Here is a 14750-nt window from a genome sequence, read left to right on the forward strand (position 1 = left end):
ACCTGGGGAATCTGCGGAGGGTATGGGATTTGAACCCATGAAGCCCCGTCAAGGACTTGGTGCTTTTCAAGAGCACTGCACTCGGCCGCTATGCGAACCCTCCCGGGAGAGTGACTCTCCGCCAGTCATGGTAGCCCACCGGGACGGGCGGGTTCGCGGGGATCTCCCGCTCCGGTTCCGGGGCGGTCGGCGGCGCCGGAGGACGGCGTGCGGAGGGTGCCCGACAGCGACTCCAGGGGCACGGCGGACACGGACGCCGAGGCGGAGAAACCCCCGCTCCGGACCCCGGCCGGGCCACCCCTCTCACACGGTCCGGCCGAAGTCCCCACAGGTCCGCCCCGGGACGAGGCCGGTCGCTTGTCGGAGCCCCTGGGTAGGTTGACGCTGTACGACACCCATGAGGAGGCCGACCCGTGAAACTGCGAGTGGATCGCGACGCGTTCGCCGAGGCGGTCGCCTGGACCGCGAGGGCACTACCCACCCGGCCCGCGGTACCCGTGCTCGCAGGGATCCGGATGGAGGTCTCCGGGGACGGCTCGTCGCTGCACCTGTCCGGGTTCGACTACGAGGTCTCCACGCGCGCGTCCGTGGAGGTCCTCTCCGAGGAGTCCGGGGCCGCCCTCGTCCCGGGCCGCCTCCTGGCGGAGATCGTGCGCAACCTTCCCCCGGGCTCGGTGCACATCGACACGGACGGCGCCAAGCTCCGGGTCGTCGGCGGCGCCGCCCGCTTCACCCTCATCACGATGCCGCTGGAGGACTACCCCTCCCTGCCCGGCATGCCCGGGCTGATCGGCTCCGTGCCCGCGGACGCCTTCACGACGGCCGTGCGCCAGGTGGCTCCGGCCGCGAGCCGGGACGACACGCTCCCCATGCTCACGGGCGCCTACCTCGACTTCACGGGCGACTCCCTCAGCGTGGTCGCGACCGACCGCTACCGCATCGCCGTGCGGGACCTGTGGTGGAAACCCTCCGACCAGGGCGTGGACACCGCCGCCCTGGTGCCGGCGCGCACCCTGTACGACACCGTGCGCGGGCTGGTCAACCGCTCCGACGTGGACATCGCCCTGTCCCCGGGGACGCCGGGCGGGGGTGCGGGCCTGTCGCAGGGTGAGGGGATGATCGGCTTCGGGAACGGTGAGCGCCGCACCACCACCCGGCTGATCGACAGCGAGTTCGTCAAGTACGCCTCGTGGTTCCCGCAGGAGTTCTCGGCCCGCGCCGAGGTGGCGGTCGGCCCGCTGGCGGAGGCGGTCAAGCGGGTGGCGCTGGTCGCGGACCGCAACACCCCGCTGAGGCTGGCGTTCACCGAGGGGGAGGTCGTTCTGGAGGCCGGCTCGGGGGACGACGCCCAGGCGGTGGAGGCGATCGAGGTCGCCTACGAGGGGGAGCCGCTGCGCATGGCCTTCCGGCCCGACTACCTGATGGACGGTCTAACGGCGGTGGAGACCGCCACCGCGTACCTCAACTTCACCGAGCAGACGAAACCCGCCGTGTTCACCGACGTTCCCGCCGCGGAGGGGGAGAGCCCGTCCTTCCGCTATCTGGTTCAACCGTTGCGGGTGTCCTGAACAGGGATTGAGGCCTTTTCCCAAGCCTGCCGCGCCTTATCCACAGAGTTATCCACAGGAAGGCGAACTTCCTGTGGATAACCCGGGGTAATCGTCTGCAGAGAACACCCGAACCACCCCTGGTGGACTCTCGCATTTCTGCTTTGACATGGGAAGACATCCCGAGGGGCGGTTCTGTGCACAGCCTGTGGACAACGGGGGGCGGTCGGCTCTATTCGCCCTCTGCCAGGGTGGACGTCCCCCCGCTGCTCACCGGGGTGTCCAGACCGAGTTCGGCCTGGCGTCCCCGTCTGTACCCCGCGCGGTAGCCCGCCGCGCTGTGCGTACGCTCCGGCCGGTGCTTGCGCAACTGGGGGAACTGCTTCTGGAACTCCTCGCGCACGCGGTTCACGTCGTTGAACAGGACCAGTTCGGCTCCGCGGGCCGCGTCGACGCTCTCCCCGGATCCGTCGGAGCCCCCCGGAGCGGCCATTTCCTGCAACCGCGCCCGGAACTCCCGAATGCGTTCCGCGACCGCACGCCCGTAGGCGCGCACGAACGACCGGTAGTAGCGCTTGCGCTCGGTCTCCAGCTCCGACCTGGTGTAGTTGCGCAGTTCGCGAATGTCCGCCACGTGCGACGAACTCATGAACTTGGCCGACGACTCCATCTGCATGGAGATCGACGGCATCAGCATCCGCAGCGCGTCCAGCGCGCTCACCGTCCCCACCAGGATGATGACGCGGTCGGTGTTCTCGGAGTTGTTGCCCCTGACCGCCGACTGGCAGCCGTAGGCGGCGGCGATGTCGGCCAGTGCCCGGACCCGGGCCTTTCCGTGGCCGCCCACCCCTGCGACGGTGTAGTCCATGCGGCTGATCGCGTCCGGTTCCTCGCCCCTCTCGGCGCGGGCCTCGGCCTCCGCGATCGCGTGGCGGGTCATCAGCTCGGCGGCCTTGGCGGTGAACGCCTGGCTCTCGGCGTCAGTCACCGAGGGGTCCTCCGCCATGCGGAGGAGCCCTCGGACCCGCTCGACCATTTTCTGACGAGCAGCTTCAGTCATCGGCGCCCGGTTGTCTCCCGTCGGTGAGTGTCCAGTTCCCGCCACCGGCGGGAAACACCGAGCCTAGGCGTTCTTGTTCCCGACCACCATCGCGATGAGCCCGACGGTGACCCAGATCGCCGCAGCGACGAGCAACCCGCCGAACAGTGCGCCGAACAGCCCGGCGATCGGGGCGGCCAGGATCGAGGTCGCGTAGCTGACGATCGCGTAGCCCGCACCGCCGACCGCGGCGGGCACGGCGGCGTAGCGGAAGGGGTAGGTGGCCGCGTAGCGCCTGCCCCGGCGGTCGGCCTTCTGGCGCATCACACCGCCGACGCCGCCGATCAGGGCGAAGAAGATCACTGCGGCGGTCAGCCCGGACGAGAGGGCGCCGGCGCCCAGGTTCAGCAGGAAGAAGAGGGCACCACCGGCCGCGCCCCCCAGGACCGAGGTGGTCCAGGGCCAGATCATCGTCGCCGAGGCGACGGGAGTGAATGCGTTACCGCGCTCCAGCGTCATGTCCACTGCTCCAGTCGAATCGCGTGACGACCGCTCTTCGACGGGCCGTCCGCTCCAGCATGCAACCTCGGGGCTCCCTGCGCATCAGGGCCCGTCCCTGACTTACCCCCGAGTCCGCGCTCCGGCACATCGCCGGGTCCGCGGCCGTGAGGGCGTCGGGTGACGGGACTCCCTCGGAGGGGAAACGATCAGCCGGTCGCGGAAGTGCCCGGACCGCCGGGGCTCCCGTCGGCGGACGCGGACAGGTCCGCGGACAACCGGGGCCAGGCGGTGCGGAACGCGGGCAGCAGGGGCAGCGCCTCCAGGCGGTCCACCGGGACCCACCGGACCTCCTCGCTCTCGGTGTTGCCCGGCCGGAACGGCGTCATCTCCGCGACCCTTGCCAGGAACGTGTCGTAGCGCCACACCTGGAGGTCCTGTTCGTGGACGCCCACGAGGGTGTACTCCCCCAGGTCGCCGGCGATCTCCTCCCGGAATTCCCGGACGGCGGCCTCCAGCGGCGTCTCGTCCCTGTTCCTGGCGCCTCCGGGGATGCCCCAGGTCCCGCCCATGTGCGTCCACCCGGCCCGGTGCTGGAGCAGCACGTGGCCGGTTCCGGCCACGTCGGTGGTGTACAGCAGCAGGCCGGCCGCGCCGTACACCCCCCACCGCCGGGAACCGTCGGGCAGGCTGACCCAGCCGTTTCCGTCGCCCTCCAGCATCACGTCCTCCACATCGGCTTCCCTTCCGGACCACGGGTGACGTCCGTCCTCCCGTGCACAACGATCGGACACGGGCGATCATGCCCGTGCTCCTCCGAACCTATGGCCCGCTCGGAGGCCTTCGCAGCACTTCTCCGCCGGACGGGGCGGATCCCGTGCGCCGCCGCCCGGGCGGACGGCTCAGGCGGGGGAGGGAGCCGGGTTACGGAGCACTGTCGCGGCGGCTCGCGAGGCGCGTGTGCGAGGGCCGACGCCGGGGGCGACGAATGGTGCGGCGCCGTTATCGGGAAACCGGTGGCATATACGGATGCGGTATCGCCTTCCGTGCGGGGTTTTTTGCTTTTTCAGGCTTTTCGACAAGGGTGCGGTGACGCGGATGTGTCGGGGGAGCCGCGGGGTTTCCCGTGGGAGGCGGGCTCCCTTCCACCCCCGGGGCGGGGAGCTCCCACCTGCCATGACGCCGCGGTGTCGGGGCCTCTGCCCTGTGTCGGCGGTCCACGACCGGTCGGGCGGTGGTGAGAAGCCGGTGCGACGGGGTAAGAGTGGACGGCACGCGAACAACGGTCGACGCCGAACCGGTTCCGGCGCTGAAAGAAGACTGAAAGCGCGGTGGAAGAGGATCTCTCTAGTGTGGAACTCGTTCGACGCGAAGGCCTCCATGAGAGGACGGCTCATGGTCGCCTACCAGCGCGACGTTCGTTGGACACATGCCACCCGTGGTGTGTTCTGAGGCGGGACTCGCCGCGGGTGGCCGGTCCGCCGGAGGGCGGTGAGTCCGTTTGATGCCCCACAGGCGACGTAGGGCCACGTTGCGGCTCTACACGAGTGCGGTGAGAAGAGGAGTTCGAGTGCCGGAGATGTTGACCGTGGACGAGCGGTTCGAGGCGATCATCGCCGACGCGATTCCCGCCGCGAGGATGAATCCGTTGCGCGAGCCGGACCCCGAGCAGAGGACCCCGGTCGAGCAGAAGCCTGCAGAGAGTGCTCCCGAGCAGGAAAAGCCCAGCCAGGAAGAGTAGCGTCCGGCAGGGTGGTCCAGCGGTCACTCCGAGTACCTGGGTGGAGGGGGGTACTCGGAGCCGTTGGCATGTCCGCATCCCGTTTTTCCGCAATGTCGCTTGCTAGGGTTGCTGCTTGTGGAATTCGGCGTGCTTGGCCCCATCACCGTCTGGTCCGGCGGCCGACCGATACCGGTCGGTGGTCCGCGCCAGCGCTGTGTACTGGGCGCCCTGCTGGTCCACCTCGGGCGTGAGGTCACCGTCGACCAGCTGATCGGCTACCTGTGGAGCGACGATCCGCCGCGTACCGCGCGCTCGGTCATCCAGGTCCAGATCTCCCACCTCCGACGCATCCTCCCCGACAGCATCGCCACCACCTCGGGCGGCTACGCCCTGGACGTGGACCCCGACGCGGTCGACCTGCACCGGTTCCGGGGACTCCGGGACGCCGCTGCCAAGGCCGAACCGCGGGAGAGGGCCGATCTGCTCGACCGCGCCCTCGCGTGCTGGCGCGGGGTGCCCTTCTCCGGGGTCGGTTCCGAGTACCTCGACTACTCCGTGGTCGCCCCCCTGCGCGAGGAGCGGTGGTCGGCCGTCGTCGGCTGGGCGACCTGCTCCCTGGAGCTCGGCCGCCACGCGGAGGTGGCCTCCCGTCTGACCCCCCTGGTCAGCGAGGAGCCGTTCCGCGAGCGCCTGCACCACCTGCTCATCACCGCCCTGTGGCGGGACAACGAGCGGGCCAGGGCGCTCGCCGTCTACGAGGAGTTCCGCTCCCGGCTGGCCGACGAGCTGGGGGTCGACCCGGGCCCCGAGCTCACCGCCCTCCACGCCCGGATCCTCCAGGAGGACGCCGCCCGGGAGGAGCCGGCGGCCGGAGCGCCAACGGAATCGGGGTTTCGTTACCTGGTCCGCAACGACCTCCCCCGCGACCTCCCCGACTTCACCGGGCGGCAGGGACCCCTGCGCCAGCTCGAGGAGATGGCCGTCACCGGCGACGGCAGGGCCAAGGTCTGCGTCATCACCGGGGCCGGCGGCGAGGGGAAGACCACCACCGCGGTCCGTTTCGGTTACGAAGCCGCGAAACGTTATACCGACGGCCAACTGTTCCTCGACCTGTACGGCTACACCTCGAACAAGGAGCCCCTGGACCCCTCCTCGGCCCTGGGAGCCCTCCTGCGCGCGGTCGGCGTCGAGCCTGAGGCGGTGCCCGAGTCGCTCGACGAGCGGTCGGCCCTCTGGCGGGCGACCCTCATGGGCCGCAAGGCGCTGCTCATCCTGGACAACGCGGCGAGCTACGCGCAGGTCAGCCCCCTGCTGCTGTCCTCGCCGGGGGCCCTCACGCTGATCACCACCCGCAACGAGCTCTCCGGTCTCAGCGGCGCCCGGTTCCTCTCCCTCGGCATGTTCGACGAGGAGTCGTCGCTGGAACTCTTCGGCCGCATCCTGGGCGAGGAGCGCGTCCGGCGCGAGCCGGAGCAGGCCCGGGAGATCGTCCGTATCTGCGGGGGCCTCCCCCTGGCGCTCAGGGTCATCGCCGGCCGCATGCTCAGCCGACCGAAGTGGTCCTTCGTGCACGTGGCGAGGAGGCTGGGCGAGCAGAACCGCAAGTTCCGCGAGCTCCAGGTCGAGGGCCAGAGCGTCGAGGCCGCCATCGACCTCTCCTACCAGAGCCTCAACCCCGGCCAGCGCCACGCCTTCCTCACCCTGGGCCTGATGATCGGGAGCACCATCGACCTGGCGGGGGCCTCCGCGCTCCTGGACATGACGGTGGAGGACGCCGACGACATCCTCCAGGAACTCGTCGGGATGTGCCTGCTCGACGAACCCCAGGGCGACGTCTACCGGATGCACGACCTGATCAGGGAGTTCGCCCTGGACAGGGCGACGTCGGAGTTCGACGGGGCCGCGGCGGACCGGTCCAGGGCCCGCCTGGCCGAGTACTACCTGGTGACGGCGCAGCACGCGGCCTCCCTGCTGGGGCCGCGCGTGCGGGACGCGGCCGAGGACGAGCGCCCCGGATACCGCACCGACCTCGGCGGCCGGGAGGACGCGGAGGGCTGGTTCTCCCTCCACCAGGAGAACCTCGCCGACACCATCGAGTACTACGCCTCCAAGGACAACGAGGACCGCGCCTGGAAGATGGCCGAGGCCGTGTGGCGCTTCTACGCCCTCCACGGTGAGATGGGCCTGCTGGTCAGCTCGCACGAGCGCGCTCTCCAGATCAACAGCAAGCAGGGCAACCAGCGCGGCCGTGCCGTGACCCTCATCGGCCTGGGGATCGCCCACTACATCTCCGGGCGCTTCGAGGAGGCCATGGCCTACCTCACCGAGGCGCACGGCCTGCTGGAGTCGGTGGGGGACCGGAGAGGCATCATCCGCGCCCTGGGCAACCTCGGCATGGTCTACGAGCGGATGGGCCGCTTCGCGGACTCGGCCGCGGCCATCCAGGGGGTCCTCGACTACGCGTCGGAGCTCGGCAACGACCGGATCGAGGCCCTCCAGTGGGGGAACCTGGCCGTGCTGCGCGAGACCCTCGGGGAGCACCGGGAGGCGATTCGCTGCGCCGAGCAGGCGATCCTCAAGTCGGTGGAGGCGGACCAGGCCGAGACGCGGGTGGTGGCCAAACGCGTGATCGGGGAGGCCCGGACCGGGCTGGGCGAACTGGAACTCGCCTTCCGGGACCTCAACGAGGCGCTCGAGCTCTCCCTGCGGCTGCGCCTGGTCGCCCACCAGATCTTCGTCCGCAACTCCCTCGGCCGGGCGTACCGGGCGGCGGAGTGCTGGGACGAGGCGATCGCGTCCCACACGGAGGCCCTGGCCCTCGCGGAGAAGTCCGGCGACCACAGCGGCGACGCCGAGATCCTCCACGACCTCGGCGTCACCTACGCGGTCGCGGGCCGGTCGGAGGAGGCGGCCGTCGAGCTGGAGAGGGCACGGGCCGTCGCCGTCGACAGGAACGAGACGCACACGATCGCCTGCGCCGCCCTCGCCCTGGGCGGGCTGCCCGCCCCCGCGGTGGACCCGGACCGGGCCCACACGCTCCTCCGGGAGGCCGAGGAGATCTTCACGCAGCTGGGCCTGCCCGGGGCGGAGCAGGCCAGGGAGGCCCTCGCCGCCCTCTCCGAGACCCTCAGCTGACGGTCCTCCGGAGCCCCCGCGCACGGCGCGGCCTCAGCCACCCGCCGCTGCGGCGCATGGACCACAGGGACAGGGTGACGGGCAGGAAGCGCACGGGCCGGGGCACCCGGGGGTACACCGCCCGGGTCACCCGCACGACCCGGTCGAAGCGGCGCTGCCGCGCCTCCGACCACGGGATACGGAACTGCTCGCGCAGGTCCGGGGGGAGCAGCCCTCCGGTCAGCAGCAGCTGGGCCCTCATCAGCGGGCGCAGGGGCGCGGAGGCGGGGTGGAAGAGCTCCCGGGTGATGCTCCGTGCCTCCTCGCCCACGCGGAGGCTGCGCATGCCGGCCTCCCAGTAGGCGTCGAACTCGGCCGGTGTGGCGGGCCACTCCTCCTCCGGCAGGCCCAGCGCGGTGGCGAACGCCGACGCCTCGCGCAGGAAGGCGGCGTACTCCTCCGCGCCGAACTCGCCGAACACCATCGCGTTCAGCCGGGCCGAGGAGTGGAACAGGGTGGCGGCCACCCACAGCAGGAGGTCGTGGTCGAGCGCCCGGTAACCGGGACCGGTCACCTTCCGGTGCATGGCGCGCACGATGGCGTGCAGGCGCCGCTTCTCCTCCTCGGTGCCGTAGATCGTGCCGTACACGAAGTAGAGCGTGCCGAGCAGGCGGGCGAACGGCCGGGAGGCGAAGTCGCTGTGGTCGTGGACCCCCCGGGCGACGCTGGGGTGGGCGATCTGGAGCAGCACGGCGTAGCCCGCGCCGCCGAGGGCGCACGCCTCCCCGCCGGCCCGGCGCAGGGGTGTTTCTTCGGGTGGTCGGCCCATGCCTCGGATGGTACGGCAACGGGCCGCGCGCCCTCCGCGGAACGCGCGTCCGGTCGCCCGGCGGTACGTCCGGGGCCGCGGTCGGGGCGGCGGGGCGGGCGGGCGCGTGCACGCCGTTCAGGGGCCCAGCGAGCGGAACACCCCGGGGCTGGTCAGGGCGTCGGTGTTGTCCACGAGCTGGTCGACCGCTCCCACCAGCGGCCGGTCCGCGAGCTCCGCGTCCGCCACCCGTGCCGACAGCGCGGTGGCGAACCGGGCGGCGTCGAGCACGGGCCAGGGGCGGTCGTGGAAGGGGCGGGGGCGGGTGTCCAGGCGCTCGGCGAGACCTGTCCGGTTCTGCCGCTCGCCGACCAGGGCGCAGGCGTCGGCGAGCGCCACGGGGTCCGCGTCCAGCCCCCTGGCCAGGAGCGGGGTGAGTCCGGCCGTGTCGGGAAGCCGGGAGAAGGCGCTGCCCAGCCACTTCGGGTACGGCGGGTAGTCCCGGGCGAGCAGCAGGACCAGCCGCATGAGGTCGCGGACCAGGCGTGCGGCCACCACCCGCGCGCCGAGCCCGTCGCCCACCTCGGCGCAGCGGCCGACGAACGCCTCCTCCTGGGCGATCCGCTGCCACTGGCAGGCCAGCACGTACCTCCACACGTCGTCCGGGTACCAGCCCAGCGCCTGCCGGGACCGTGTGATGTCACCCGCCGAGTCGTGGAAGACGGCGCCGCCCACCACCTCGGCCAACCGCTGGGTGGGGGTGGCGAGCCAGTCGGCGACGGACACCCCGGAACGGGGGTCGAAGCCCAGGTGCTCGCCGAACCAGGCGCCGGGGTCGACGACCTCCACCCGGTGGCGCCCGCCGGGGTGGTCGGCGTCCGGGAGCCATGTCTGCGGAGGGCCGTCGCCGGGGGCGAACCGGACGGGCCAGCCGCGCACCCGCTCGGGGAGGCGGTCCTCGAGCAGTTCCAGCACCCGGGGCCTGGAGTCGGGGTCGGAGACGAAGAGCTGGAGGCGCGGTCCCCAGCCGTGGTCGGTGGAGCGCTCGGTGTCCAGTCCGAGGACCTCCGAGCCGGAACCCACCAGAGCGGCGCAGTACGGGAGGTCCGGGTGCTCGGCGCGGAGCAGTGGGGCGACCGCCTCCGAGTACAGGGCGCGGGACAGGTCGAGGCCGGGAAGGAAGGCTGGCGGCATGCCGGCGAGCCTAGACCGGCGCCGCCGTGGCGGCCACGGAATTCGGCTGGATCCGTCGCCTGCCGGCCGACGCGGGGCCCGTCCCGGCACGGGGCGAGAGGGGCTCGTGGGGCGGGGTAAGAAAAATATGTCTGCAAGGACAGGTCTGGTGCTGATCGTCCTACCTGGGGACATTGGTATAGCCGTGACGCGGCAGACCGCGGCCCCATTCTGTTAAGTATCTTTCCAGTTCATGGCTCGTGTGCCGCGGGGACGGCGGCAGGACCAGTCCGCGACCGGACCGAATGGGCGGTATCGGCGGTACGGGTGGGACGCCGTACCCCCTCGTAACAGGAGTCTTGACGTCCGGTTACGGGGTGCTTACCGTCTTCCGCAACGGTTGGAGAGGACATTCCGGGGACGCCCGGGGTCTCCAGGACAGCACTGTCCGACGTTCGCAGGGAATATCCGAGCCCTCGTGGACGCCCTCCGCCCCCTGGACCGGAGACGGTCCGGGTCACCCCCGCTACGAGACCCGACCGGCCGCAGGGCCGGCAGGGGCTCGTGACCCGAAGAGAAGGGCCCCCATGAAGACCCGCAACAGAATCCGCTCCGCCTCGGCCGTCGCCGCCGCCACCGCGCTGCTCTTCACCCTCATGCCCGCCGGCACCGCCAGCGCACACGGATACGTCTCCGCCCCCGCCAGCCGCCAGGCGCAGTGCGCCGCCGGCGTCGTCGAGTGCGGTGACATCCAGTGGGAGCCGCAGAGCGTCGAGGGCCCCAAGGGCCTCACCGACTGTGCGGGCGGCAACAGCAGGTTCGCCGAGCTCAGGGACGACAGCCTCGGCTGGAACGTCACCGAGGTCGGTACGAACCTGACCTTCACCTGGACCCTCACCGCCATGCACTCCACCGCCACGTGGGAGTACTTCGTCGGGGGCCAGCGCGTCGCCAGCTTCAACGACAACGGCGCCCGCCCGCCGTCGACCGTCCGCCACAACGTGGACCTGTCCGGCTACAACGGGCGCCAGAAGGTCCTCGCCGTGTGGAACGTCGCCGACACCCCCATGGCCTTCTACTCCTGCGTCGACGTCAACATCCGCAGCTAGCACGAGCGGCTGCACGGGGCCCCGGGCCCGGCCACGGCCGGACCGGGGCCCGTCCCGTGCCCGGGGCCGGGCGGTCCGGGGCGTGGACGTCCGTGTGGAACCCGCCCGGCTCCCAGGGGGAGCGGGAGCCCGGCGCGCCTCCGAGCAGGGACACGCAGGCCGCGTCGGTCCCGTGTGTTCCGTGGCCCCCCGTTCGGCCCCCGACACGACGAAGGCCGGTCCCGTAGGACCGGCCTTCGTGCTGGTCGGGGTGGCGGGATTTGAACCCACGACCTCTTCGTCCCGAACGTATGAAGAACCCCAGGTCAGGCAGGGTGTACCCCCTCTGGCCTGGGGTTCTCTGTTTCGAGGCGTAACCCGTTGACCTGGTATGTCGCGCGGAGTAGACAGCCCATGGTGCACGATCGTGCACGCCCGACGGGTGCTTGCTGACGTCCTCTGGGAGTCCAGGACTGTCGGAACCTGGACCAGTCGGCGAGAGGCCGGCGCAACACGGTCGTTCACTACTGAGGGCCCTGGGGTGTGTCCCCAGGGCCCTCGAAGCGTTGGTCTAGACGACACCGTTTTTCAGGTCGTCCAAGAACCGCCCCCACTCGTCCCGCCCGAAGGTCAACGGGGCCTGTTCCGGCGTCTTGGAGTCCCGGACAGCGTGGAGCGCAGCGGCGTCTGCCACCTCAACACAGTTGCCCTGGCTCCCGGAGTAGGACGAGCGGCGGAACTCAAGATTCATGATGGGTGAAGCCTTCCATTACATGGGCCACAAGGGCCCGGGTGTCCGACGTGCCAAGGGCGGACTTGCGTAGATGCTCGAAGATTCGCCTGTAGCGCGTGACGTCTTCCGGGGAGTCCAAGAACAAGTTGGCGGTCGGTCCCTCTACGTACACGGTGGACAGTCCCGCATCCTCCACGTCCAGGACCGCAAAACAGGCCATCTCCATGGCTGTATGGCTTCCGGCGGAGTACGGGAGAACTTGCAGGGTGAGGCGGGTGTGCTTGCGGGACAAGTCTAGAAGGCGTGCAAGTTGGTCATGCATGACGGAGGGACCTCCGACCGCTTGCCGGATCGCAGCCTCTCCGACTATGGCCCACAGGTGCGGCGTTCCGCGTTCCGTCCAGTCTGCTTGTCGTCGCATGCGTACCTGAACGAGGTCTTCTATCTCCTCGTCTGTGCCGCGCCATGAGGCGGCCCCGGACGTGATGACCGACCGGGCGTACTCCTCTGTCTGGAGAAGCCCAGGGATCAACTGGACTTCATAACTGGACATTTCGGAGGCTGCTGCTTCAAGTCCGATGAGCGTGCCGTAGTGCTTCTCGACCTCGTGGCTCTGCCACCAGCCGGCCGTCTTGGCAACGGTGCGCAGTTCCATCAGCCGTGTCGCCTCGTCTGGCGACACGTCGTAGTGGTTGAGCAACCTATCGAGGCTGTTTGCGCTCGGAACCTGGCCGTCCGCGCGTCCGGACTCCCAGCGAGCCAAGGACGAAGGTTGCGTTTTGACCGCCTTGACGACGGCCGTGAACTGCCTGTCGCCACGGAGTCGACGAAGTTCCTTGGCGAGCAACCAGCGGGCGACTGTCGGGGCTGTTGGGGCCGTTGTGCGCCTGTTTGCCATGGCCCACAGGATGCCACAAGCCGAGACGGCCGTCCTGGAATCCAAGTCGCTTAGCGAAGTTTCAGAAAACGACTTGTTTTTTGAAGCTAGCGACGGGAAACTAGCACCACCACAAGCTGTCGCCCCGTCACAGGGAGTTGCCTTCATGGCTCGCGCTCTCAAGCAGTCCCGGTCATCTCCACCGTCAGACCTTGTGACTTTCCTCCAAACGAAGCACAACATCCATGCCGAGGCTGGGCCGCTTCCAGGGCACGTCTCCGCGTGGCTCGGGAAGCGCTCTGTAGTCCTGGTTCTTGTTGGTCGCCGATGGTTTCGTCGGCACGCTGGGCAGGACCTTGTTCCACTCCACCCGGAAGGCATGGAGTGGTCCGTGGCTCGTGCCGTAGCGGACGACCTGAAAAAGGGTGCGACGTGAGCAGCGATTCGGCCCCGGTCGCGTCCCCCTGGATGTGTCCGGAGTGCAACCACACGGAACGCAACGGCCACCTGTCACACACGACCTGCCCCAACGGCAACAGCCAAGACGAGTCGGATGATCGCCCGGCCCCGATTCACCGGCGAGACACGGGAGAGGCGGAGGCATGGCGGCGCCTGATGATCCAGGCACAGCCACGACCGCCAGAGCCCCCCGCCCCGGAGCCGTCTCCGCCAGACCGCGTTCCACTTCCGCGGCGGTCCCGGCATGCGCACCGCTGGCCGCTCCCCATCGCGTCAGAGAGGTCGGTGCCATGACACCACGGGAAGAGATGGCTAAGCACCGTCTCAGGAGTGCATTCCGATACCGGGGATGCGGGGCGCACGACAGGGTCGAGGCGATCGCCATCGACGTCTGGTGGGGTCCCCACAGACTCACACTCCGCGTAGCGGGTGGCCAGTGGACCCGGGAAGACCCGGACGTCCCGGGGCGTCCGGTGGTCGTAGGGGCCATGGGAGACGAGGACGGGATCGCTCGCCGACTTGTGCCAGAGCTCACGGATCGGAAGGCCGGGCCCCGATATGCCGCAATCCGACTCTGACCCCCCGAGGGTCGCGCTGGACTCGCGGACGCCCTGCGGACAGACCTAGACCGAACCCAAGAAAGATCCCCGCGACGCGGATCAGGCGTCCGGGGGTTGGACAACGCTGTGAAGGAGCGTCGCCATGCGCGAGCTTATCGAATTCCTGTCCATGCTCGTTCGTCTCGTACGAGGGTCCCGGGGGCTGCATGCTGCCCCTCGGCGTCTCCGGCGAGACCTCTGGGAAGAAGCGCGAGCGGACCGCGTTCGCCGCTACGCGGCGCGCATTCCCGTCGTGGCCCAAGCCTCCAGCGCCCCCCGGGGAACACTGGCGCTTGCTCCCGTCCCTTCCGACTACGTCCCCGTAGTCCAGGCGCAAGCCCTCTACCCCCCGGCCGAGATCGTCAGGGGCCACTACAGGGCCCACGAGGCGCGCCAACGCGCCGCTGAACTGGCCTACGCCTGAGAACTCCGCGCCCGACGATTCCCCTTGCCGGGCGCGGACGGCCGACACCGACACGTCGGCCGAGGTGGTGCTCGCCCCCGATAGCGGGCACCACCACAGACCCCCGTGCGCCCGGTGAGTCGCCCCGGGCGCGCGGGCACCAGACGCCGCCCCACGAAAAGGGGGGCGGGGCGGCGACGCCCGACAGTGCGCCAGTCGGGCACGGGCCCCCGGGGGCGCGACCCCGGGGGCCCAACCCCTCTACCTGTCCAGGAATGAACCTCCCGTCGGCATCCCACACTAGACACCGACACGACGAAGCCGCCCCGCCTCGGGCAGAACCCGGGCGGGGCGGAGTTATCCACAGCCTGTGAAGTTGTCGTGGAGCCGCAGCGCCGATCGGACGATTCTGGAATCGGTACCTCGCGGTACCTGGGGTGAGTGAGCGGCCCGGACCTCGACGAGGTCCGGGCCGTACTCATGAGCTCGACGGCGCCGGACGCGGCGTGTGCGGGGCGAGCCACCCTGCCGCAGCGGCGACGAGGGTGACGGCCGCGGCTGCCACTTCGGCCGGAACCTCGACGCCGAGCAGGCCGGCGAGGAAGACGATCACGGTGACGGCCGCAGCGCCCGCCGTCGAAGCGGTGACCTTGGTTTCGATGCGCGACATCCTGACTCCCTTCTCGTAT

The 14750-nt window shown here is 70.3% G+C and carries 12 protein-coding genes and 1 tRNA gene; 4 read left to right on the plus strand and 9 right to left on the minus strand.

Translation table 11 applies throughout. The annotated features are described in order from the left end of the window. Positions 1 to 14 precede the first annotated feature (14 nt). Positions 15 to 103, minus strand: a tRNA-Ser gene (locus ACIRPH_RS29840). A 322-nt stretch (positions 104 to 425) separates the two neighbouring features. On the opposite strand from ACIRPH_RS29840, the gene dnaN reads away from it, so the two are divergent. Beyond that, complete coding sequence (gene dnaN, locus ACIRPH_RS29845; RefSeq protein WP_402920560.1) at positions 426 to 1568, plus strand: DNA polymerase III subunit beta; 1143 nt, start codon at positions 426 to 428, stop codon at positions 1566 to 1568. A gap of 211 nt (positions 1569 to 1779) precedes the next feature. Here dnaN and ACIRPH_RS29850 read toward each other — a convergent pair whose 3' ends face one another. From ACIRPH_RS29850 to ACIRPH_RS29860, 3 genes are all read right to left on the minus strand, one after another. After that, a complete protein-coding gene (locus ACIRPH_RS29850) occupies positions 1780 to 2583 on the minus strand; it encodes a DUF2786 domain-containing protein (RefSeq protein ID WP_402920563.1) in 804 nt (267 codons plus the stop codon). A gap of 87 nt (positions 2584 to 2670) precedes the next feature. Further along, the gene (locus ACIRPH_RS29855; protein ID WP_267950203.1) at positions 2671 to 3105 is read right to left on the minus strand and encodes a hypothetical protein; all 435 of its coding nucleotides are present in this window, start codon (positions 3103 to 3105) and stop codon (positions 2671 to 2673) included. Between the two features lie 188 nt (positions 3106 to 3293). After that, positions 3294 to 3806, minus strand: a complete 513-nt coding sequence (locus tag ACIRPH_RS29860; RefSeq protein ID WP_402920566.1) for an NUDIX hydrolase — start codon at positions 3804 to 3806, stop codon at positions 3294 to 3296. An 848-nt stretch (positions 3807 to 4654) separates the two neighbouring features. Between ACIRPH_RS29860 and ACIRPH_RS29865 the strand changes: the two genes are divergently transcribed. Together ACIRPH_RS29865 and ACIRPH_RS29870 are read left to right on the plus strand one after the other, a co-directional pair. Continuing rightward, on the plus strand, positions 4655 to 4825 hold the full coding sequence (locus ACIRPH_RS29865; protein ID WP_402920574.1) for a hypothetical protein: 171 nt from the start codon (positions 4655 to 4657) through the stop codon (positions 4823 to 4825). A gap of 129 nt (positions 4826 to 4954) precedes the next feature. After that, the gene (locus ACIRPH_RS29870; protein ID WP_402920323.1) at positions 4955 to 7942 is read left to right on the plus strand and encodes a BTAD domain-containing putative transcriptional regulator; all 2988 of its coding nucleotides are present in this window, start codon (positions 4955 to 4957) and stop codon (positions 7940 to 7942) included. Here ACIRPH_RS29870 and ACIRPH_RS29875 read toward each other — a convergent pair. Together ACIRPH_RS29875 and ACIRPH_RS29880 are read right to left on the minus strand one after the other, a co-directional pair. After that, positions 7935 to 8750: an oxygenase MpaB family protein gene (locus tag ACIRPH_RS29875; protein WP_402920325.1), complete on the minus strand. Its 816-nt coding sequence runs from the start codon at positions 8748 to 8750 to the stop codon at positions 7935 to 7937. The genes ACIRPH_RS29870 and ACIRPH_RS29875 overlap by 8 nt on opposite strands. A gap of 117 nt (positions 8751 to 8867) precedes the next feature. Beyond that, complete coding sequence (locus ACIRPH_RS29880; RefSeq protein ID WP_402920328.1) at positions 8868 to 9923, minus strand: DUF4037 domain-containing protein; 1056 nt, start codon at positions 9921 to 9923, stop codon at positions 8868 to 8870. Positions 9924 to 10489: 566 nt separating this feature from the next. Here ACIRPH_RS29880 and ACIRPH_RS29885 point away from each other — a divergent pair. After that, complete coding sequence (locus tag ACIRPH_RS29885; RefSeq protein WP_402920331.1) at positions 10490 to 11011, plus strand: lytic polysaccharide monooxygenase auxiliary activity family 9 protein; 522 nt, start codon at positions 10490 to 10492, stop codon at positions 11009 to 11011. A gap of 550 nt (positions 11012 to 11561) precedes the next feature. Here the strand turns inward: ACIRPH_RS29885 and ACIRPH_RS29890 are convergent. From ACIRPH_RS29890 to ACIRPH_RS29900, 3 genes are all read right to left on the minus strand, one after another. After that, positions 11562 to 11741, minus strand: coding sequence for a DUF397 domain-containing protein (locus tag ACIRPH_RS29890; RefSeq protein WP_402920334.1), 180 nt, complete (start codon positions 11739 to 11741; stop codon positions 11562 to 11564). Further along, positions 11731 to 12621, minus strand: coding sequence for a helix-turn-helix domain-containing protein (locus ACIRPH_RS29895; protein ID WP_402920337.1), 891 nt, complete (start codon positions 12619 to 12621; stop codon positions 11731 to 11733). Before ACIRPH_RS29895 ends, ACIRPH_RS29890 begins: the two co-directional genes overlap by 11 nt. Positions 12622 to 14539: 1918 nt before the next feature. Next, positions 14540 to 14731, minus strand: a complete 192-nt coding sequence (locus tag ACIRPH_RS29900; RefSeq protein ID WP_402920340.1) for a hypothetical protein — start codon at positions 14729 to 14731, stop codon at positions 14540 to 14542. Positions 14732 to 14750: the final 19 nt, after the last annotated feature.

Source organism: Nocardiopsis sp. NPDC101807 (assembly GCF_044766605.1).
Classification (GTDB): domain Bacteria; phylum Actinomycetota; class Actinomycetes; order Streptosporangiales; family Streptosporangiaceae; genus Nocardiopsis; species Nocardiopsis tropica.